A 22,150-nucleotide genomic window follows, 5' to 3' on the forward strand; every position below is an offset into this window, starting at 1 on the left:
GGGGTTCCACCTCTTCCCATTCCGAACAGAGAAGTTAAGCCCGGTCGTGCCGATGGTACTGCGATTAGTGGGAGAGTAGGTTACCGCCGTTTTAATGAAGAGTCCTCATACTTGATAGTATGGGGACTTTTTTGTTTAGATATAGTTGATCAAGGGGGAATAAGTGAAATATGGATGTATTAGTGTTTATTAACTAAATGTCTGTATACTTTTTTCTCGCTCGTTCGTATTATATATAGGCACATATTGTTGAATATAAAAACGAAAATATGGAAAAATCGAAATCTGGTATCCTAAAAAAAATACGAGAGAAGAGAAATCCCGAAGAATATATTGAGGCTTTGAATAAAATGGCACCTCAGTCTATGGAAGAAGCTGTAGAGCAAGGAAAAAAGAGCAGGATAAGAAGATTATCGAGGCAAGCCAATAGATTTGAAAGCACTAAAAATAATAATATGAGTACACGAGCTAAAGGCAAATTTACATCACTTGATCCTGATCATGAAATATTCACTGTATTAGCTATTCATGGAAATCCGCCTAAATGGTGGATTGATATTCTTGAAGATAAAGAATTGTATATTGAAATCAGAAAGGATAACTATATCAACGTTTATTATTATGGTGGCTGTCTTATCAAAATTACATATAATAGTAATTCAAAGAAATTGAGAGCTGAAACCCATCAAAAATATATAGGAGATATTAAGGACAAAGATGGAAATAATGAGTCCAAATACTGCAATTGTATCGAAGAATTAGAAACGCCTGGTTATATCCGGCTTTTGAAGAAGAATATCAAAGAGATATATTTAAAAGATAATGATAAGGGAACTAAAAGGCTAAAGGAAGATAAGTTAACCGTTTCTTCTGAAAAAAAGGTACAAGGCGAATTTATTTTGAATAACAGAGATTTATACATTGATTCCGAATTTGCCTATGCCCTTCCTTTACAAGAAGTTGAAAATGAAAATAAAATCATCCGCTTCGATCTTGTTCGTTTGAAAGAGGGTGTTTTGAGTTTTGTAGAATTAAAATTAATTAGTGATCCGCGCCTTCGGGGCAAGAATATTGACATCATAAAACAAATGAAGAAATATTCTGACTACATTAATGATAATAAGGATTTGTTTGTGTATTATTATTTGAAAGTTGCTAAAATAAAGTATAAAATCGGGATATTGAAAGAAGAGCCCTCCATTATAAGAATAAGCAAAAAGCCAATACTTTTACTTGTTAATAATTATTCGGAATTAACGGATGGGCGTATAGACCGTATTAAAGATATTGAGAGTATTTTGAGAAACGAAAAAATTGATTATACAATTTTAGATTATTCGAAATGCGAGTAACAATTCATCGGGGGCAAAACCAGATTGGGGGTAATTGTATTGAAATATCTTCGAGTCAGGTACGTATAATATTAGATATAGGGGACGAGTTGCCCGAAATTAATGCAGATAAATCGGAAAGGGTAATTCCTGATGTGCCGGATTTGTTTTTGTCTTCTTTGGATACGGAAAAGCCTATTGATGCCATATTTATTTCTCATATGCATGGCGATCATATCGGACTTATTAATGAAATACGGAAAGATATCCCTGTTTATATGGGTAAATATGCGTTCCGGATATGGGATGTGATTCGAGAATTTACCAATCAACCTAAAACGCATAATCCTATTCATTATGTGTTGAATGAAAAGCCGGTGACAATAAAAGATATTACTGTTACGCCTTTTCTGATCGACCATTCGGTATTTGATGCTTACTCTTTTTTGATCGAAAGTGAAGGAGAGCGAATTTTTTATACGGGGGATTTTCGCTGTCATGGCTTTGCTAAAAAATATACTATTGCAATACAAACTAATCCTTTGTTGAAGGATATAGATACATTGCTGATTGAGGGTACAAACCTATATAAGGATGAATATATAGCAAAACCGGAATATGATATTAGTAAGGATGCTGTAGATATAATGAATAATACATCGGGGAATGTATTTGTGTTGCAATCATCGGCAAATATTGCCCGTATGCAGGCGATTTACAATGCAGCAAAACAAACAAAACGAATTTTGCTTGTGGATATATTCACAGCAAATATTCTATACGGATTGCCCAGAATATTGCCTAATCCGTTTACTTTCGATGATGTTTTTTTATTTTTTCCTATGGCTCTGACTGAGAAAGCAATAAATGAAAAACCTCATTTATTTAAGCCTTTTGGAAAATTTAAAATAGCGACAGAAGAATTACATAATAGGAGAGATATGGTAATTCTCATTCGGGAAAGTATGATATACGAAGTCCTGAAACGGATAAAAACCGATGGAGCATGTCTGATTTATTCTAAATGGAACGGACACAAAGAAGAATACAAGACTACTCAATTTTTGAAAAATTTTGAAGAGGTTATTGATCTGCATACTTCCGGACATGCTGATATTTCTACAATCAAAGAATTCGTAACAGCGCTTAACCCTAATACAATAATCCCTATTCATACAACAAGACCGGAAAAGTATATAGAATTGTTTGGAGAGAAAGTGAAAATTTAAACAGGCTCTAAACCTCTAATGTCTCGTCCTAAAAAACTGTAACGCTATTTCAGAACAAGACAATTTGGGGAGAGCTACATAATAAAACATCCCGTCTGACAACAAGCGGGACATTTTAATAGCCTATTTCTTTACAGATTCAAATTACTCCCTTTCGGATATTTCACTGTATAATTTATCTGATAAGTCTTTGTTTCTCCTGCTTTGATCTCTTCTTCCCATGTGATTACACCCAGATCTTCCTTGTTGGCAGTCCAAGCAGTAGTTTCTTTAAGCAGTTCTACCTCGATAGCCTTCTGTGTAGAGATCGGATACTGGTCTTTCAGCACCATCTTCACCGGCTTGTTTTGTCCGTTACGTACAGTCAGGCGGTATGCAAATGCCTGTTTGGTATCGCTGCCTAAGAATTTGGTACTGCTGAAATCCTGCATTTTTTCACGTTTTACAGTCACACGCTTATCCGTACCCAGTGTCAGCGTCAGTTTGTCCTGAATAGAACGCGCATTGATAAACGATTCTCCTACATAAGTACCATCATAAGTAATGTTTGCCTTTCCACTTAGCAGATTCAACTGTTCCCAGTTAGAAATCTCAGCAAGCAGGTAAGTTTCGGGATCGAGCTTAGGCGCACAATAGTATTTATATTCGGCTGTAGTTTCTCTTGTTTGCAGGTCTATTGTCTGTTCCTTGCCATTGCCGGGTATGGTATATGGCATATCTATGTTGTACACCATCGTCAGCTCGTTTTCTTTCTGGCTTACATAGTCGTCCATACTTTTCAGCGAAACCTGAACCACACCGTTTGCACCTTGTGAGCCGTATATAGCTGTAGACGAAGCATCTTTCAGTACGTTTACATCTTTTATCATATTCTGATCGAGCGAAGCCATGTAGTCAGCATCCACAGGCGCACCGTCTACAACATAAAGCGGTTGAGATGCCTTACTATCTCTATAATCCATATAACCTTTATTATCTCCCACAGCCATATTCGCTCCGGCAGCTAAACTAAGGAACCAAGTATCATTTTTAAATTTCTCATTTTCTTTATAAGAATAGCTATTTTGTGCAAGAGACCGCCTGTCAAAATATGCACTACTTGACTCCGTTCTTGCCTGTGGGCGATAATAATCGAGGAACCAAGCATTAAACAGAGGAGCGACTTTTCCGTTGCTCGGCACTGCCGACGACAGTGTAAGTTTAACTCTTTCCCAGTCGAGTCCGGTAGTTTGGCGTACTTTCGATTTGGCAGCTATTTTGATCGGTTTGTCGGTAGATGCAATATTGATGTCATAATACGGAGTCCATCCGGCAGCAGTGGTATAATAGGAAATGGTAAAATTACAGTTGGCTGCGACCGGAGCTGATAAAGCCAGTTTGATAATCCCCGATGTCTTATTATTCTTCAACGACTCCTGATCGAGCTGTTTCCTCAATCTGCTGATAGCACCCGAACATTCGTCTCTTTTCTTTTCGTTAGCGGTCTGTACATTATACAGATCCAGCGATTTACTTTTATAGTAATCCATCGTTTTCATCAGTTCGTCTATCCCCATTCCTTTATCAGATCCCGAAACATTTTTCTCGGTTCCCTGTTGCAGGAGGTCTATCAGATTTGCCGTAATTTTGATTTCGGTTTTCACCTGATCGAGTTTCTTCTGGTAAATATCTATTGAGTCTGTCAGCTTCTTTGCAATGGTATTCGACGATTTCCCTTCGGTAAGGTAGTCCACCGAAAACTCATAAGCAGAAACAATTACTCCGTTAGTGGTCTTTATTTTCAGGCTGTTTTTATCTATATTCGGGCTTAGCCCCTCTATGTAGATTTCATTGTCTCCTTTCACTAATGTGGCTGTAGCTGTATGTAGCAGTTCTGCCCCCTGAAAAAACACAGTGGCATCGTTCAGTTTCGACTTGATTGTTTTCTTTTCCTGTGCAAAACTGTTCAGACATAAGGCAAGGGCTGCGGTAATAATCAGTAGTCTCGTTCTCATAAGTCGTTTTTATTAATGTAAGTAACAGAAAGTTTTTAATGATATACTTTTAGGACAGAATCATCTTTAGTTGTTATGCTTACAAAAGAAATAAAGAGGTCTGTGACCTTAAGATTCTTGTTTGATGCCAAATGTATGTATTTAACAAATAATATTTTAGTCAAGAAGGGTGAAAGAATGTTTTGAATTGGTAAAAGAAGAAGTCGGGTTGATAAAAAAAGAAAAAGATGCCTCCAAAAGTGCTCATCTGCTTCAATCAATTGCCTCCACTCTTAAGTGGAGGAGTAAGTTTGATAATTGTGATATGGCGTTAGCCAAAACAGTTTTGACTAAGAGCTTGTTTAAATTTTACCAAAACATTTTGTTATCGTTCTTTTTTCGTTCATTTTCAGTCTCTTTTTGTCCGATTTTCCCCTTTCTTCAGCTTGAATAGCCCGCTATTCGCGCTTCAGATAAGAAAAAATCATTCCAAAAATAGTGCTGAAAACCTAAACGAATAAAATTTAAACAGGCTCTAAAGTCTTCTCAGAGGTTACTTTCAAACCACGCCTTAAAAGGCGTGGCAACTTTTTCTTTTACCTCGTCAGCCGCCCATCATCGATCAGCGACATGCGATGCTCTTTCTCCATAAAACGGAAGAACATATACAGGCGGTATTCTACTTCTAGTCCGTAATCTGTTTGCGGATTGTAGTCGATAGAGACTTCATAGATATTGGGATCGTATAGTAAAGGCAGGCTATGACGCGCGTTCCATTCTGTCACCATCAATACGTTTTTTGTCTTCAGATATGTTTCGGAATAAAAATCTTTTGATGTTTGTGTGAGTAGGAAACTCTCAAAACCGGGATCGAGAACAATAGCTTCATATTCATCTTTATCCTTCTCCATAAACTGCTTCGTATAAATAACGAGAGTTTGTGTGTTGACAGGAGGATTTCCGTAAATGCCGATCATAGAAGAATCTTTCAATATGGATATGGAAGCGATATCCTCCACCTTGATATTTTTCAGATCATAGACCAGCTCGTTATCTATCAGTATTGCCTTCCATGTTTTCGCACTATCTGTAATAACAAAAGTATTGAGGGTGTCGCCATGAAGCTTATCTTGCAAGAGCAACAAGGAGCTGTTTGGTGTACGCCTGACTTCTTTCACTGCTTCATCATTCATACTTTTTATTATCGTGTCTTGTGCGAAACACAACACAGGTAATACTAATAATAACAACAGAATTTTTCTCATACTAAATGGTTTTGTAAAAGTTATACTTCTCAAATATAGTAAAATCCCCGTATAAATTATCTGAACAAAAATGAAAAAGTTTATCTATATGTCAGTTAACAGTTAACAATGAAAAGCGATCTTTGAAAGATTATGAAAAAAGAGTGAGAGATGTCAGGTTTTAGTTAAAATATCTGGGCTTGCCGTAGGGGCGGATTATCATCCGCCCGATAATCGATAAAACGGGCTAATGATTATTAGCCCCTACATATTAGAAACTTGTAATTTCTGTCAGGTTTTAGTTAAAAGTTTCTACAGAGAAGTAAAGACGAATTATCTGATATTGCCTATTCCGTTTCTTCTTTTACATCTGAATAGAAAGAATAGGACTGGTCGGCATGACGGACATACTGTCCATCGGAGAGGGCTTTTTCCACAAGCTTTTGTGGAATATTATATCCCATCATTTCAGCCAAAATGAAGATTGTGTTTGTATTGTTGATAACACCTTTTTCGGGTTGAGTATACTTTTGCATAACCGTCTCAATATTGCCGGCATGTTTATTGATTGTTATCAGCGGAATATCGAATTGGGCTATGCCGTTTTTCCAAGGGCCATGCCCTTTACCGATGATTTCACCATGATCGGAGAAGTGGAAGAACAGAGCCGTAGAGTCCTGATGCATTATGTCGTATATGGCATGCAGCACCCTGTCGGTATGATGAATAGAGCGGTCGTAATGATTGAGCAGCGAGTTTTCGCCCGGTATTGCCTGTACATCTTTGAGGTCGTACCTGTCGGAATAGTTGTTATGGCTGCCCACAAGGTGGATGACAAAGAATTGCTTGCCGGATGGCTTATGCTCCTCTTTTATCATAGGGATCAGCACAATATCATCATTTGCCAGATAGCTACCCTTCGAGAATACGGCCTTATCCGTACCGGCAGCCAGATAACCCAGATAGGAGTCCTGTATGCCGGAGTTCCCTTGGTTGGATATCCAGAGGGTTTCATAACCTGCGTCCTTAGCCATGTTGATCAGAGTCTTTTCTGTATAAAAAGGTTCCAGATCGGTAGGCGAGGCAAACGACAGAGCCATACGCAGGACATTGCGGGTAAAAGGTGCGGCGGCGACTCCATTATAGAAGCTGAGCTGTTTCGGTTCTACCTGTGACAGGCTGTCGACAAACGGAGTGGTCTTTACCGGATAGCCATATAGTGACCAATGATTGCGGTAGGCACTCTCGCCGATTACCAGATATATCTTTTCCGGAACGGCTACTGTATCGTTGAGGGTAATGCCTTCGGGCAGGGTTTTGTCGCTCTGATCGGCAAATGTACGGAGTTTACTCATTTCCACCTGATATGCGACAATTGTCCAGATATTACCGTATAATATGGGTGCATATAAGTTTACCTTATCTTGTATCACCCTTACAGGCTCTTCGGTAAAGAGCTCTTCTTCTTCCATCCATTTTATGCGTTTGTAGCAGACGAATGGCAGGAACAGGAGCAGATATCCGGCAAGGCATAGCAGGGATACTTTTATAGAGAGTTTCGACTCTTTCAGTTCTTTCTCCGTAAAGTACAACAGAGCTGTAGTTGCAACCAGTCCGATGAGCCCGCCAAACAATACGCCGCCTTTAAGCATACTTACAGCTTCGGCCATATGTGTCTCAAATATGGAGGCCATGATTTCCAACGATACATCGCTTCTGAGGATGAAGGCAAAATAGGCGTTGAATGTGAGAATAAAGGCAAGGAGGAAAGTGAGTACAAATGTGTACTTCGTTTTAGCCAGAACATTGAGCAGGAACAGGAACGATACGATAAGTAACATCATGGATACGCTGAATGCGAACCCGATGGGAATAAAGGCTATAAGTCCTATATACAGTAAAGTGAGGATAGTGAACTTATATTTGTAAATGGATTTACCACCTCGCTTTATATTATCCTGTAACTTTGACATCTCGTTCCAGAAAGAGTTATACTTATTATGGATGCGAAGATACTACTTAGTTGCGAGTTATAAGCGACAAGCGACAAGTTTTTAGCATTTAATAGCTAATTGGTTAGTGCTTCTTTCAATGCTTGTACTGCTTCCTTTATATCCGGACTGTCTTTCAGTAGTGTGATAAACTTGCTGCCGATAATAGCTCCGCTTGCGTTTTCCTGTGCCGCTTCCAGTGTAGCTTTGTTTGATATACCGAAGCCTATCAGACGCGGATTACGTAGGTTCATACTGTTTATCCGGCGGAAGTATTCCTGCTTTTTCTCATCGAAGCTTTTCTGCGCACCTGTAGTAGCAGCAGACGATACCATATAGATGAAGCCATCGGTATGTTCGTCTATCAGGCGTATGCGTTCGTCAGAGGTTTCGGGAGTAATGAGCATAACTACCTTGATGTCGTACTTATCGGCAATAGGCTTGTATTCATTGATGTAATCATCGAATGGCAGATCGGGAATGATAGCTCCGTCTATGCCTGTCTCTTTGCACTGTTTGCAAAAGTTCTCAAAGCCATATTGCATAATCGGATTGAGGTAACCCATCATTATTAATGGCATCTTCACATCCTTACGGATATCTTTCAGTTGCTCGAAGAGTACTTTTAGAGTCATACCGTTGTTGAGGGCGATTGTACCGCTCTCCTGTATAGTAGGCCCATCTGCCATCGGGTCGGAGAAAGGGATGCCGACTTCTATCAGGTCTATGCCATTGGCTTCCAGTTCTCTGATAACGTTACATGTATCGTCCAGATGCGGGAATCCGGCAGTGAAATAGATAGAGAGTATATCTTTTTGCTTGTTCTCGAATAGTTGCTTAATCCTGTTCATCTCTTAGTGCTTTTATGAATTGTTGTAATTGTTCTATATCCTTTAATCCGGGTGCTATCTCAAATTTGCTGTTGAGGTCTATACCATAGAATTTAGGGTGGTTTATTTGCTTTATACTGTCGGCATCTTCTACAGATATTCCTCCGCTGAGGAAGAAGGAGGTATTACCTCTGTACTCACTCAGAATCTCCCAGTCGAACTTTTGCCCCGAGCCTCCATATTGAGGTGTTTTCGTATCGAAGAGAAAGTAGCTGCAAGAATCTTCATAGCTTTTTGTCTGCTCAAAATCAGCAGGTTTGGAAACATTGAATGCCTTTATTATTGGCATTGCCTTACTTAGCTCTTCGCAGAACTCGACCGATTCGTTGCCATGAAGTTGTATCAGGTTGAGGTTATACAGATTGGTTTTTTCTATAATGTACTCGATACTTTCGTTTACAAATACACCTACACGCTCGATATAGGGAGGAAGCGCACTGTTCAGATCACTCAGCGTAAGGCTGCCGACAAAGCGGGGAGACTTCGGGTAAAAGATCATACCCATAAAATGAATAGGCAGTTTACCCAGCTCTTTTATATTGTCGGGGTACTTCATCCCGCAGACTTTTATATTCATCGTAGTTGTGTTATAAAGTCTTCCAATGCCTTACCCGGATTTGCAGTCTTCATAAAGTTCTCGCCCATAAGGAATCCTTTATAGCCTACCGATTGCAGGTCTATAACGGTCTGTGGTTGTGATATACCGCTTTCCGATATCTTCACAAATTCGCTTGGTATCTTATCTGCCAGATCGAAGGATATCTGTACATCGGTTACGAAGGTTCCCAGATTGCGATTGTTGACTCCGACTACATCCACTTGGTCGTTGATATGAGCAAGTTCTTGTTCGTTATGTATTTCAAGCAGAACATCCAAGCTTAGCTCTTTGGCTTCTTTGGCTAGTTGCTTTGTTTGCTCTATGCTAAGAGCCGAAGCAATAAGTAATATGGCACTCGCACCTTTCCATGCAGCCTGATAGAGTTGGTACTCATCTATCACGAAGTCTTTACGTAACAGTGGTGTTTTGGTCAGGCTTCTGGCTTTTTCCAGATCAACCAGATTACCACCAAAGAAGTCCATATCGGTCAGAACAGAAATAGCACTTGCCCCGTTTTGTGAGTAGAGAGGTATGACGTCTTCCACCTTGGCATCCTTAAATATCCAGTCACGTGAGGGCGAGCGGCGTTTAAACTCGGCAATGATACCCGTAGGTGAGCTTATCAATGCTTCTTTGAATGACTTTGGCTTTTCGACGGAATCTACAATAAAGCGCATTATGTCATTGATGCTATACTGCTGTTTCTGTCTTTCGACTTCAAGCCGTTTGTTTGCTATGATCTTATCTAGTATGTTTACCATAATAATGTTTTAGCCCCTCCAACCTCCCCAAGGGGAGGCTATCTGAGAGAGTATTTATATACTATTTTGAGGATTTCCCTCCTCCGGGGGTAAGGGGGCCTCTTTTCTAAAGACTTTGATAACGGAAGCCAGTACTACAATGCAAATACCGAACAATCCGATGAGTGCATAAGAGTATCTTAGATTGGTGGCACTCGAAATATAACCGATCAGTGGCGGCCCCATCAGAAATCCTAAGAAGCTAACGCTGGAAACGATAGTCAATGCTATACTGGTCGGTATTCTGGTCTTTTGTCCCGCTATACTGTAAATGGTTGGAACAATTCCCGCAGTACCGAATCCAATGATCATAAAGGCTATGATAGTAGTAATAAAATGAGGGAAAGCAACGGCTGTGAACAACCCTGTTGCTATGAGGATTCCTCCTGTCTGCACAATTCTCTTGCGCCCCCACTTTTGGGTAGCTTTATCTATCATAAAGCGTCCCGAAGCCATAGTCACCATATAGGCAGCCAACCCTATCGGTGCAAGATGTTTAGGTGTACCTACTACGTCTATCAGATACAGTCCGCTCCAGTCAGCCATCGCTCCTTCGGCAGCCATTCCGCAGAAAGCAACCATTCCGAGCAGAAAGAGGAAGGTTTCGGGTTTACACTTCTTTTTCGCTGCAATCTCGGCAGGGTCTTTCTCTTTTTTATGGTCGGGTTGCAGATATCGTTTGTTGACAATCAGGGTAATGATGACAAGGACTCCGATAATGCCGAAGTGATATACTGGCTTGAGATGCAGTGACGACATCAATAAACCGATTGCTGCCCCTGTTAGTCCGGCAAGGCTCCACCCACCATGAAAGGAAGCCATGATAGGTTTGTTGTACATAGCTTCTACGGTAACAGACTGTGTATTTATAGATATATTGCAGAAGTTACCAAAGAATCCGAAGACAATGAGGCTGATAATCAAAGCATATTCGCTGGAAGAAACCCCTACAAGTAAGAGGGCTGCTACATAACCGATGAGCGCGACGGGCAGTATACGTTTACTTCCCAGTTTGGATACCAGAAAACCCGATATAGCCATCCCGCAGACTTGTCCGATGGGTATCATCAGCAAGATTGTTCCCCATGCGGCATCTCCTAATCCCAATGTAGTCTTAATATCGGGTATTCGGCTTGCCCAACTGGAGAAGCAGATTCCCGTACAAAAGTACAGGCAAAAGATTGCCATACGAATGCGGCTGTTAGAAGCTGTAATTGTGTTGTTTGATTCCATTATTTTTGTGCTATTCTCTCTATTTTATCCAACCATTTCTGTCTCTGTTCGGCAGTCGATGTTTTTATTGTTGCCAGATAGGTGGTTCGTATGTTCTTAATACCGCAAAAAGCGCCGATGTTCTTACGTATCATTTTGCCACCAATGTCTTTCACTATCCATTTGTAGTAGAATACAGGCGCATCCATTGTACTGATTATTTCGGATGTCTTTCCCGTAAATAATTTCTTCGGAAACGGCGATTTCTCCTGATACTCGAAGGTAAAGCCCGGCAGAAAGATGCGTTCGATAAAGCCTTTCAATAAAGCAGGAGGAGAAGCCCACCATGTAGGATATATCCAAACTATATGTTCAGCCCATTGTAATTTCTCCCATGCTTCTATCAAGTCGGGTTCAAGTTCGGTTCTCTTGCGATAGCCATATTGCAGGATCGGGTTGAAATCCATTTCTGCCAAAATGATTTCTTTTACTTCATTGCCTTTAGACAAAGAGCCTTTTTTATAGCTTTGGTGCAGCCCGAAGCAGAAGCTTTCTTTGTCGGGGTGACCGTTGATGATAAGTACTTTTTTCATTGTTTATTTTGTCCTATAAGCCATAGTAACTCTTGTGCTGAACGATGATCAGAATCTTTGTTTGCCAAAAGAAGATATTCACGCGCTTTTTCAATATCCTCCTCTAACTCAATACCAGACAAATAAAGTTGTCCTAATATAAAATTAGCTTCATCTATTTCATAAGGATAATTAGTCTCATCGTCATTCTTCCGTGAGATTGCTTCAAATATATCTACTGCTTTTGAAGTATCCTTTTCTATCCCTATTCCATATAAGTAGCATAAGCCTACACTAAAAGATAGAACAGGTCTGTTCCATTCTTCAGAGGATAACTCTTGTGATTTCTGATATAAAGTGAAAGCCTTTTTATAATCGCCTATATCTCTATATATAGTGGCGAGATTATGACTTGCTGTACTTGAACCTTTTTCTATTGCTTTTGTATAGTACTCTATAGCTAAAGAAATATCTTTTTCAATAATGATTTCTCCATTATCGTCCTTATAGCCACCATCATAAATATAGGCTAATTCATTTAAGGATTCTATATCTCCTTTATTTGCATTCTCTTTCAGAATCTCAAAGCTAATCTTATCCATCGTCTTACGTGTTCAATACTAAAAACTTCCCAAATGTATCTTTCAATCGTCCGCTGTCTATCGATTCTCTCGCTTCTGCTATTGCATCGGTAAAAGATTTTCTAGGATCGATTGTCTGTATGGCTGTTGCCGCATTAGCTATTACCGCATTCTTTTGAGCCTCCGTTGCTGTATTATTAATTATATCATCAAATATCTTCGCTGCATCTTCGGGTGTTTCACCACCATATAATTGGGGTTCGGTTACTCTCGTGAAGTCTAACTGTTCGGGTGTGAAGATATTCTCTTCAAATTTATTAATAATTTTGAAATCTCCGGTCAGGGATATCTCATCATATCCATCGAGACTATGAACGATAGCATAATCGACATCGGTTTGCTGATACATATACGAATAGAGCCGTGCCATTTTCAGATTGAAAACACCCAATACAGTGCGTTTCGGTTTAATAGGATTCACTACAGGTCCCAGCATATTAAAGAATGTGCGTACACCTAATGCTTTACGAACAGGAGCGACTACTTTCAATGCATTGTTAAACAATGGAGCATGCATGTAAGCGATATTAGTCTGATCGATAGATCGTTCCAGTTTGCTTACATCCGAAGTGAATTTTACGCCATGTTGTTCCATCACATTTGATGCGCCGCTCACCGATGTGGCACCATAGTTTCCATGTTTAGCTACTTTATATCCTGATGCCGCCACTACAAAGCAGGCGAGGGTGGATATGTTGAATGTGTTTTTGTTATCACCTCCCGTACCAACGATATCTATCGGATTATAGGCGGCAAGTGCATCAACATTTGCCCGTAAGTCGAGCAATGCATCAGAGAATCCGAGAAATTCATCCACACTGATACTACGCATCAGGAATACACTAATGAATGCGGCAATTTCGGAATCGTTGTATTTACCATCCGCCATATTGGTCAGTATTCCCTTTGCCTCGTTGCGGTTGAGGTATTGGTGTTCGAAGAGTCTGTTGAGTATCTGTTTCATAAGCGGCCCCTCCAACCTCCCCAAGGGGAGGCTTCAAAGAGGGTGTTTTTTCTGTTATTTAATTCTTTATATAGTAGGCGTTAGCTCAAAAGTCCCCTTTGGAGGATTTAGGGGGCTAGGCCAATTTTTCCAACGCATCTGTTGTCTTGGCAATTTCCTCATCACTTAGTTCATGATTAGTCAGTTCGCCATCGAAATAACGGTCGTAAGCAGCCATGTCGATAAGTCCATGACCAGACAGGTTGAACAGGATCGTTTTTTGACGTCCTTCTTCTTTTGCTTTCAGTGCCTCCTGAATAGCGGCACAGATAGCGTGTGATGATTCGGGAGCAGGGATTATGCCTTCTGCTTTTGCAAACAGAATACCTGCTTCGAAAGTATCGAGTTGTTTCACATCTACCGCCTCTATATATCCGTCTTTCTTCAATTGGCTAACGATGGTTCCTGCTCCATGATAACGAAGTCCTCCCGCATGAATATTAGCCGGTGCGAAGTTGTGTCCTAATGTGTACATTGGTAGGAGTGGGGTATATCCAGCCTCGTCGCCAAAATCATACTCGAATTTTCCACGCGTTAATTTGGGGCATGATGCAGGTTCTGCTGCGACAAGACGTACATCTTTGCCCTCGGTCAGTTTATGACGCAGGAATGGGAAGGTAATACCTGAGAAGTTAGAACCTCCGCCGAAGCAACCGATCACTACATCGGGATATTCGTCTGCCATTTCCATTTGCTTTTCTGCCTCGAGGCCGATGATGGTCTGGTGAAGTGCAACGTGATTCAATACACTACCTAGTGTATATTTACAGTTTGGAGTATTCAAGGCAAGTTCGATAGCTTCTGAAATAGCTGTGCCAAGACTTCCCTGATAAGTCGGATTTTCGGTAATAATTTTACGCCCGGCTTTTGTACTCATACTCGGTGAGGCTATTACCTCCGCACCGTAAGTCTGCATGATAGAACGGCGGTAAGGCTTTTGGTGATAGCTGATCTTCACCATATAGACTGCCAGATCCAAACCAAAGTGATTCGCAGCATATGATAAAGCTGCACCCCATTGCCCTGCACCGGTTTCAGTTGTGATATTTGTTACTCCCTGTTCTTTACAGTAATATGCCTGTGCTATTGCCGAGTTCAGTTTGTGTGAACCGACAGGGCTAACGCTTTCGTTCTTAAAATAGATATGTGCCGGAGTATCCAGTGCTTTTTCCAGACCGTAAGCACGTACCAATGGAGTAGGGCGATAGTTTTTATATAACTCGCGTATTGGTTCAGGAATTTCTATCCAACGGTCGGTATAGTTTAATTCCTGCTTAGCAAGTTCAGTTGCAAATATTGGCTCCAGATCGCTCACTTCCAATGGCTTTTTTGTTGCCGGATGAAGTGGAAGCAGTGGCTTGTTTTTCATATCGGCTACAATGTTGTACCAGCTTCTTGGAATGTCATTTTCGCTTAATAAGATTTTTTTGTTCATGGTCATTTATTTTATATTATTATTAGATTCTTAAATCATTGCCTTGCTCATCCATTAATATTTGTCCTCGTATATACTCTTGGAAAGTTTTATTTGTATAATACAATTCTTCGGAATCATGCCAGAATTCAACAACTTCATCCTTTGGGGTAGATAAATCGAATCCTGCAAAGTCTCCGCTATAATTGTCACCAAAGAATTTAATGTCTTTCGATAAATCACTTATATGATCTAATCCTAAGTCATCAAAATCAAACAAATCATCATATACTCTAAATTGAATTTCTCTCAAAGTACCTGCACCTATTTCTTTCAGAAAATCTATATATCCTCTGGGGATATTTGGACAGTTATTTTCCAAGTCCTTAATTTGATCATTAGAAAAAACTTCTCGGTCATTTGATTTTTCATATTTACATAGAAATTCTATTTCTTTTTCGAAACTCATAGGAATGTATTGTCTAATTATTTAATAGAAACTTCTTTACTATTGTTTCTCCAACAGGAGTTAGTACCGATTCGGGATGGAATTGCACGCCATGAATATCGTATTCTTTATGGCGGAGAGCCATAATCTGCCCATTATCATCGACTGCTGTAATTTCAAGACAATCGGGAACATTCTTATTATCCACTATCCATGAGTGATAGCGGCCGACTTCGATCTCATTCTCCAAACCATCGAATATATAATCGGACTTTGATATATTTATCTTTGTTGCAACACCATGATAAACATCTTCCAGATTGGTAAGTGTTGCTCCGAAAGCTTCCCCTATTGCCTGATGTCCTAAGCAAACTCCAAGTATCGGTTTTTTACCAGCATATTCTTTTATCAATGGCAAAAGCAATCCTGCTTCGGATGGAATACCCGGACCGGGAGATAAGATAATCTTATCATATTTTTCTATCTCTTCCAAAGATATTTTATCGTTTCTGTAAACATCCACGTCTGTATATTCTAGTTCTTTTACCAGATGAACAAGGTTGTATGTAAATGAGTCGTAGTTGTCGAAGATGAGAATGCGGCCCCTCCTGACCTCCCCGGAGGGGAGGGACTGATCAGATTGATTCATTGTATTTATAATTTTATTCATTTTTTGTTGCTTAAGTCCCCCTTGGGGGATTTAGGGGGCGTCTAATTCTTTAATTCAACAGCTACTTTTACAGCTTTGGTTAATGCTCCCAGTTTGTTTTTTACTTCCATAACTTCGGTTTCGGGATTCGATTTGGAAACGATTCCTCCTCCTGCCTGATAGTACAATGTATTGTTACGGCTAAGGAAAGTACGGATCGTAATAGCCTGATTTAGATCGCCGTTGAAACCGATATATCCGATGCAGCCGCCATATACACCCCGCATCTGTTTTTCTATATCACGTATCAGTTGCATAGCTCTTACTTTCGGTGCGCCCGAAAGTGTTCCCGCAGGAAAGGTATCGGCAAACACCGAAATATTATTGTGCTCTTTATTTACGATTCCGCTAACACGAGAAACGAGATGAATGACGTGGGAATAGAATTGTACATTTTTGTAGAACTCAACTTTTACGTCGTGGCAATTGCGACTCAAGTCGTTACGAGCTAGATCGACAAGCATCACATGCTCGGCGTTTTCCTTTTCGTCTTTCAAAAGATTTTCGGATAATATACGGTCTTTTTCATCATCTCCTGTACGGAAATAAGTGCCTGCGATTGGATCGATGTAAGCTTTACCTTTTGTTATTTTGCAATGTGTTTCGGGTGATGATCCGAAGATACGGAACGATCCGAAATCGAAATAGAAAAGATAAGGAGAAGGATTAATGGAGCGGAGAGAACGGTAAACTTTAAAATCGTCTCCTGTAAATTTTTGAGTGAAGCAGCGAGAAAGGACTATCTGAAATACATCGCCACGTTTGCAATGGACGATTCCTTTCTTTATCATTTCCTGATGTTCTTCATCTGTAATCATCGATTGTTCGTGGCCGATGGTTTCAAAATTGTAAGATGCTATATTGTTATTAGTAAGTATGGCTTCGAGTTCATGCATCCTTTCAGCTGTGCCATCTACAACGTTTTCTACTATTGTTAGTTCATTTTTCAGATGGTTGATAACAAGTATAAAACGATAAAGTATATAATAGAATTCGGGAATATCAGAGTTATTCAACTTGTTATTTCTTGGGTCAACAGCTTCGAAATAACGAATGGCATCATAAGAGGTGTAGCCAAAGAAACCGTTAATATTCGTTTTGTTTTCTCCCTGTACATCAAATTGATGAATGAAGTCATTAAATTTATCAGTCAGCTTTTCTGATTGGGATAGCTTTTCTTTCTTTATAGTATTATCCGGATAAGTACATGTTATTTCATCATTATCCATTTTGAATCTAGCTATCGGGCTGATACCTATAAAAGAATAACTGTTTTCGCCACCATGATAATCTGAACTCTCCAGTAAGGCCGATTCGGGATAGATATCCCTGACCTTCAAATAAAGACCAACTGGGGTTTGGAGATCGGCTAGGAGGTTCTTGGTTCTGACATTTATCTTATATCGTTGCATACTATCGGCTATTTATTATTTTCGAAATGTTGAATATATGTTTCCATATCCTTATCTCCTCTGCCGGATAAGCAAAGTACTACTACGTCATCTTTCTCAAAACTCATTTTATCTAAGGCTCCAAGTGCATGAGCCGACTCAATAGCAGGGATAATTCCTTCCAGTTTTGTCAACTCGAATGCTGCTCCCAGAGCTTCATCATCAGTAACAGCTAATACTTGCGAACGGCCTGTTTTTGCCAGATGGGCATGCATCGGGCCGATACCAGGATAGTCGAGACCCGCCGAGATGGAATAAGGCTCTTCAATTTGTCCGTCTGCTGATTGCATGATCAGCGTCTTACTCCCATGTATGATACCCATTTTTCCGAGATGGATAGTTGCAGCCGATTCACCGGTGTCTATACCTTTACCTGCTGCCTCAGCCAATACTATCTTTACATTGGGTTCGTCTATAAAATGAAAAATTGATCCCGCCGCATTGCTCCCTCCGCCTACGCAAGCCATAACATAATCAGGAGTTTCACGCCCTTCTTTTTCCAATAATTGTTTGCGGATTTCTTCGCTGATAACCGATTGAAGGCGGGCTACCATGTCGGGGTAGGGATGAGGGCCTACCACAGAGCCGATTACATAATATGTATCGGACGGGTTACTGCACCAGTCGCGTATAGCTTCATTCGTAGCATCTTTCAATGTCATATTACCGCTGGTTACAGGGATAACCGTTGCTCCCAGCATTTCCATTTTCTGTACATTCAGCTTCTGGCGTTCTATATCTGTTTTGCCCATATATACAATACATTGCATATTCATCAGTGCGCAGACTGTTGCTGTTGCTACACCATGCTGTCCGGCTCCTGTTTCTGCTATAATGCGGGTTTTCCCCATTCGGCGGGCAAGAAGTACCTGCCCTATAGCATTATTTATCTTATGCGAACCTGTATGGTTGAGGTCTTCCCGTTTCAGATAGATTTTGCAGCCGTATTTTTCTGATAATCTGTTTGCAAGATAAAGGGGTGAAGGACGACCTACATAGTCTTTAAGAAGTGCATTGTATTCTTCTTGAAATGTAGAGTCGTTAATTACTTTCATGTAAGAATTTTTCAATGTTTCCACATTATCGTAAAGTATCTCAGGGATATATGCCCCTCCAAACTCTCCATAAAAACCGTTGGTGTCTACTGCAAATTTTTCCATTTTATATTGTTTTATTTTTCTCTTACAAAAAAAGCCTGTCGTGAGTTACGACAGGCTTTGTATTTTATACTTTCCATTCATTAATACATACCGGCTTTGCTCACGACCTTTTGAGTTGAGAGTGCCACCACCAAAATGTATTTGTTAATAGAAAATTCATTCTTCTTTCTTTTTGTTTTTGCAAAGGTATAAAAAAAATCAAATATACAAATAGTAAGTGTATGAATTTCTTATAATTCTACTTCCTCATATTCTGAAATGACCTTTCTCCAGTCATCCGGTATAGGCATCGACGACTGTGTCTGTGCATTATATGTAACGAAGACCGACTGGCAGCGGCACTTGATCTCTCCATTTTTTACATTCCTTATCTGTTGCAGAAAAACACCGCTCTTATCCCCCAGTTTGATAACTTTGGTATCGACCGCTATTTTCTCTTTATAATAGATCGGCGAAAAGAAATCGACCTCTATGTGTGCTACTACAATTAATCCCTCTGTCCAACTGACAGATGCCGGTCTGATATTATCGAAATAGGTAGTTTTACCCAAATCGAAATAGCTGAAATATATATTATTATTGATATGTCCGAGGGCGTCGATATCCCCAAAACGTATTTGGATAGGAAGCGAAGCCTTAAATGTTTCCGGTTTAATTTCCATAATTTATTTTATCTGAATACTATATCGTTTACAACATGCAATCCCGCATGTTCATTAATCTTACTTATCAATCTTTCTTTTGCCATTATCAGTTCCGACCGTAGTACCGAAGAACTTAATGACACATAGAGAACCCCATTGCGCAGATAGATGTTCGTGGTGTATGAGTTTATCATCGAGCCGAGTAACTGCCCCCATCCGGTTACAGCCCTGCTTTCGGCAAGCTTTTGTCTGAAGAACGGATTCTCTTCAAAATACTGCCTCAATACTTCACCTATGCTTTCAGTATTCCGTTTTCTCATAGCGTTGTATTCTTTTTTGCCACCCCTCCTTTTTCAACGTCATACAAGTGATAGTCACTGTTTGTCTGCGACAGGATATCGGATAGATGTTCCCTGTTGGTATCGGTGATGAAAATCTGACCGAAATCTTTATCCAATACCAGCTTAACGATCTGTTCTACACGTGATGAATCCAGCTTGTCGAATATATCGTCCAGCAATAATATAGGAGTTGTTGAAGTCGCTTTTCGTAAAAAGTCAAATTGGGCGAACTTGAGTGCAACTACGTATGTCTTATTCTGCCCTTGCGAACCTACGCGCTTGATAGAATAACCATCCATCTGCATATCCAGATCGTCTTTGTGGATGCCTACAGTAGTGTAGCCTAATGTTTTATCTCTTTCTTTTCGCTGTTTCAACAATGTGGCAAAATCCTCAGTATCGAAATGAGACTCGTAAGTGAGAGCTACCTTTTCGTTCGACAGGCAAATGAAATCGTAGAACTTCTGGAAGATAGGAATAAACTTGTCTATAAAGCCCTTTCTCTTGTTGTATATAATCGTGCCCTCTTCTGTAAGCTGTTCATCCCACAGGTCGAGCAGTGTGTCGTCTATAGCCCCGTCTGTCTTCAATAGGGCATTCCTTTGCAATAATGCTTTGTTGTAGCGGATAAGAGAATGGAGGTATTCCTTGTCGAACTGAGACAGGAATAAATCCATAAACTTGCGGCGTTCGTCGCTGCCTCCACTTATAAGCTCGGTATCGGAAGGAGAGACCATAATGAGAGGCAGCAGCCCGATATGGTCTGAGAAGCGTTCGTATTCCTTCTTATTGCGTTTAAACTGTTTTTTTTGCCTGCGTCTGAGACTGCAAAAGAACTCTTCCTGTTTGTTGCTTATGTCGTACCAACCTTGTATAACGGCAAAGTCAGCATCGTGACGGATATTCTGAGTGTCGGTCGGATTATTGTGACTTTTACAAAACGAGAGGTAATAGATTGCATCCAGCAGATTCGTTTTACCCATACCGTTACTTCCCAAAAAACAGTTGATCTTGGGCGATAGTTCCAGTTCGGCCTGTTCTATGTTTTTATAATTGAGTATGGATAGGCGTTCTAATATCATGTATGCAAAAATCGTTTTGATTACAAAAGTACGATTTTTTACGAAGCTCAGAAATTAAAAAGTAGCTGATTGTTATAAATTGCAACCAGTTTCAAATCTACTTGTCGTTACAATTTATTACATCTCTTTATCGATCTTCGCTACAAATCCTCCTCCTCCTGGAGCCATTTTTGTTTTGATCTGCTTATCAGAAGCAATTTAAATATCTGTATATTATGTATTTGTGTTTTCGTCTGGAGGGGTAACGAAAACACCCTCCACTAGCGTAGTGAAGGGTGCCTCAAGTAGTGTTCTTGTAAAAGAAAATTTAGAAATAACTATATCACATAGTCATTTATTTATCACTTCTTTACTATTGAAATGTTACAATGGTGTAAAGAAGACAAAGCAGAGTAGGTACCGGAAGCGACAGGTATAACAGAAGTGTGAATTCCATACAAACCAACTATGACTTTACCAGCATAAGTTCCACTATCGGTAAAGGTAAAACTCAGATCAGAGGTATTACTGTTCTTGACTCCCTTATAATAATTAGCCGCTCCCCACGAGATGTAACCATCGGCAGTCCATACCAGTATTGAAAGTTTCCTGCTGGTATCGGCCGGATATGGCCCCATATCTTGTGATGGATATATCTCAAGGTTTTTGTTTGTGGTATTATATATCACTCTCAACGTACTATTCAGGCCTAATCCTGTAACATCATACTGATTATTAACATTCGCTTCATTGAAAACAATATCTTTTTTATTCACAACAGTAGATGTACTGCTCGGATTGTAGGTCATTTCCCATTCACCTAATAAGTCAGCATAGTCAAGATCTTGTGTAATATTTATTGTAATTTCTTTCTTATGCCCGTCTTCGAATGTTACAGAAGCAAATACCTTCGATGTCCTTTTTGCAGTATAAGGATCGACTGTAATTTTAATTATTCCATCATTCGCTGATATTGCTTTCACCCAAGTATCCTGAGAAGAAAAAGAGAGAGGGAGATTACCTACATACGGAATTTCTAATGTACTACCCTTAAGAGGGAATAAAAGAGAATAATCTTCTTCATTTTCAAGATAAAATAAGGATGATAGCTGTATTACAGACATTTCAATTTTTTCACTTCCCGATTTGATCGTAACAATACCGCTACGGCCTCCAATGTTATTATTGGGTCCAACTGTAACATTTACCGTTTTATTCGAAATGTTGATATTTATCCAGTCTTGTTCGGTCGTGGCTGAAATATTTTCCTCTGCCTCGACTTTGATGAAGCCAGATCCCCCTTCCTGATCAAAAAGTACATTCGATTCTATGACTTTTAGTTTTGGGGCGGGAATATCTACTCCGGTATCTTTCTCACAAGAGACTATAAATAATCCCAATGTGACAAAAAGTAATATATTAATTATTTTTTTCATAA

21 protein-coding genes and 1 rRNA gene are annotated in these 22,150 nt (G+C 39.8%); 3 read left to right on the top strand and 19 right to left on the bottom strand.

The window, feature by feature from the left end:
- The 3 genes from rrf to M2448_RS13315 form a co-directional block, all read left to right on the top strand.
- Positions 1 to 92: ribosomal RNA gene (gene rrf / locus M2448_RS13305) — 5S ribosomal RNA — on the top strand; the annotation flags it as partial.
- Positions 93 to 269: 177 nt separating this feature from the next.
- A complete protein-coding gene (locus M2448_RS13310) occupies positions 270 to 1,352 on the top strand; it encodes a hypothetical protein (protein WP_280646471.1) in 1,083 nt (360 codons plus the stop codon).
- Complete coding sequence (locus M2448_RS13315; RefSeq protein ID WP_280646472.1) at positions 1,343 to 2,560, top strand: MBL fold metallo-hydrolase; 1,218 nt, start codon at positions 1,343 to 1,345, stop codon at positions 2,558 to 2,560. The genes M2448_RS13310 and M2448_RS13315 overlap by 10 nt, the downstream gene beginning before the upstream one ends.
- Positions 2,561 to 2,691: 131 nt before the next feature.
- Here the strand turns inward: M2448_RS13315 and M2448_RS13320 are convergent, their stop codons facing one another.
- The 19 genes from M2448_RS13320 to M2448_RS13410 form a co-directional block, all read right to left on the bottom strand.
- A complete protein-coding gene (locus M2448_RS13320) occupies positions 2,692 to 4,554 on the bottom strand; it encodes a mucoidy inhibitor MuiA family protein (protein WP_280646473.1) in 1,863 nt (620 codons plus the stop codon).
- A 575-nt stretch (positions 4,555 to 5,129) separates the two neighbouring features.
- On the bottom strand, positions 5,130 to 5,798 hold the full coding sequence (locus M2448_RS13325) for a DUF6146 family protein (RefSeq protein ID WP_280646474.1): 669 nt from the start codon (positions 5,796 to 5,798) through the stop codon (positions 5,130 to 5,132).
- 326 nt (positions 5,799 to 6,124) lie between these two features.
- Positions 6,125 to 7,750, bottom strand: a complete 1,626-nt coding sequence (locus M2448_RS13330; RefSeq protein ID WP_280646475.1) for a phosphoethanolamine transferase — start codon at positions 7,748 to 7,750, stop codon at positions 6,125 to 6,127.
- 95 nt (positions 7,751 to 7,845) lie between these two features.
- The gene (trpA, locus tag M2448_RS13335; RefSeq protein WP_280646476.1) at positions 7,846 to 8,619 is read right to left on the bottom strand and encodes a tryptophan synthase subunit alpha; all 774 of its coding nucleotides are present in this window, start codon (positions 8,617 to 8,619) and stop codon (positions 7,846 to 7,848) included.
- Positions 8,606 to 9,235 carry a phosphoribosylanthranilate isomerase gene (locus tag M2448_RS13340; RefSeq protein WP_280646477.1) on the bottom strand — a complete coding sequence of 210 codons (630 nt, stop codon included), beginning with the start codon at positions 9,233 to 9,235 and terminating at the stop codon, positions 8,606 to 8,608. Before M2448_RS13340 ends, trpA begins: the two co-directional genes overlap by 14 nt.
- Complete coding sequence (trpC, locus tag M2448_RS13345) at positions 9,232 to 10,017, bottom strand: indole-3-glycerol phosphate synthase TrpC (RefSeq protein ID WP_280646478.1); 786 nt, start codon at positions 10,015 to 10,017, stop codon at positions 9,232 to 9,234. The genes M2448_RS13340 and trpC overlap by 4 nt, the downstream gene beginning before the upstream one ends.
- Positions 10,018 to 10,071: 54 nt before the next feature.
- Positions 10,072 to 11,289, bottom strand: a complete 1,218-nt coding sequence (locus M2448_RS13350) for an MFS transporter (protein ID WP_280646479.1) — start codon at positions 11,287 to 11,289, stop codon at positions 10,072 to 10,074.
- Positions 11,289 to 11,861, bottom strand: a complete 573-nt coding sequence (locus M2448_RS13355) for an NAD(P)H-dependent oxidoreductase (protein ID WP_280646480.1) — start codon at positions 11,859 to 11,861, stop codon at positions 11,289 to 11,291. Before M2448_RS13355 ends, M2448_RS13350 begins: the two co-directional genes overlap by 1 nt.
- A complete protein-coding gene (locus tag M2448_RS13360; protein ID WP_280646481.1) occupies positions 11,858 to 12,442 on the bottom strand; it encodes a tetratricopeptide repeat protein in 585 nt (194 codons plus the stop codon). Before M2448_RS13360 ends, M2448_RS13355 begins: the two co-directional genes overlap by 4 nt.
- 4 nt (positions 12,443 to 12,446) lie before the next feature.
- Complete coding sequence (trpD, locus tag M2448_RS13365; RefSeq protein ID WP_280646482.1) at positions 12,447 to 13,445, bottom strand: anthranilate phosphoribosyltransferase; 999 nt, start codon at positions 13,443 to 13,445, stop codon at positions 12,447 to 12,449.
- Positions 13,446 to 13,560: 115 nt separating this feature from the next.
- Positions 13,561 to 14,919 carry a TrpB-like pyridoxal phosphate-dependent enzyme gene (locus tag M2448_RS13370; protein ID WP_280646483.1) on the bottom strand — a complete coding sequence of 453 codons (1,359 nt, stop codon included), beginning with the start codon at positions 14,917 to 14,919 and terminating at the stop codon, positions 13,561 to 13,563.
- A gap of 22 nt (positions 14,920 to 14,941) precedes the next feature.
- Entirely contained in the window at positions 14,942 to 15,367 is a 426-nt protein-coding gene (locus M2448_RS13375; protein ID WP_280646484.1) for an SMI1/KNR4 family protein, read from the bottom strand.
- Between the two features lie 13 nt (positions 15,368 to 15,380).
- The gene (locus M2448_RS13380) at positions 15,381 to 15,995 is read right to left on the bottom strand and encodes an aminodeoxychorismate/anthranilate synthase component II (protein WP_280646597.1); all 615 of its coding nucleotides are present in this window, start codon (positions 15,993 to 15,995) and stop codon (positions 15,381 to 15,383) included.
- A 62-nt stretch (positions 15,996 to 16,057) separates the two neighbouring features.
- Positions 16,058 to 17,467 (bottom strand): anthranilate synthase component I family protein, encoded by a 1,410-nt coding sequence (locus M2448_RS13385; RefSeq protein WP_280646485.1) that lies wholly within the window; start codon positions 17,465 to 17,467, stop codon positions 16,058 to 16,060.
- Positions 17,468 to 17,475: 8 nt separating this feature from the next.
- Entirely contained in the window at positions 17,476 to 18,666 is a 1,191-nt protein-coding gene (trpB, locus tag M2448_RS13390) for a tryptophan synthase subunit beta (protein ID WP_280646486.1), read from the bottom strand.
- A 230-nt stretch (positions 18,667 to 18,896) separates the two neighbouring features.
- Complete coding sequence (locus tag M2448_RS13395; protein ID WP_280646487.1) at positions 18,897 to 19,328, bottom strand: thioesterase family protein; 432 nt, start codon at positions 19,326 to 19,328, stop codon at positions 18,897 to 18,899.
- A gap of 8 nt (positions 19,329 to 19,336) precedes the next feature.
- Complete coding sequence (locus M2448_RS13400) at positions 19,337 to 19,630, bottom strand: DUF721 domain-containing protein (protein ID WP_280646488.1); 294 nt, start codon at positions 19,628 to 19,630, stop codon at positions 19,337 to 19,339.
- Entirely contained in the window at positions 19,627 to 20,733 is a 1,107-nt protein-coding gene (gene recF / locus M2448_RS13405) for a DNA replication and repair protein RecF (RefSeq protein WP_280646489.1), read from the bottom strand. The genes M2448_RS13400 and recF overlap by 4 nt, the downstream gene beginning before the upstream one ends.
- Before the next feature lie 341 nt (positions 20,734 to 21,074).
- A complete protein-coding gene (locus tag M2448_RS13410; protein WP_280646490.1) occupies positions 21,075 to 22,148 on the bottom strand; it encodes a BACON domain-containing carbohydrate-binding protein in 1,074 nt (357 codons plus the stop codon).
- Between the last annotated feature and the right edge of the window lie 2 nt (positions 22,149 to 22,150).

The organism is Dysgonomonas sp. PF1-14, assembly GCF_029892965.1.
Lineage (GTDB): Bacteria > Bacteroidota > Bacteroidia > Bacteroidales > Dysgonomonadaceae > Dysgonomonas.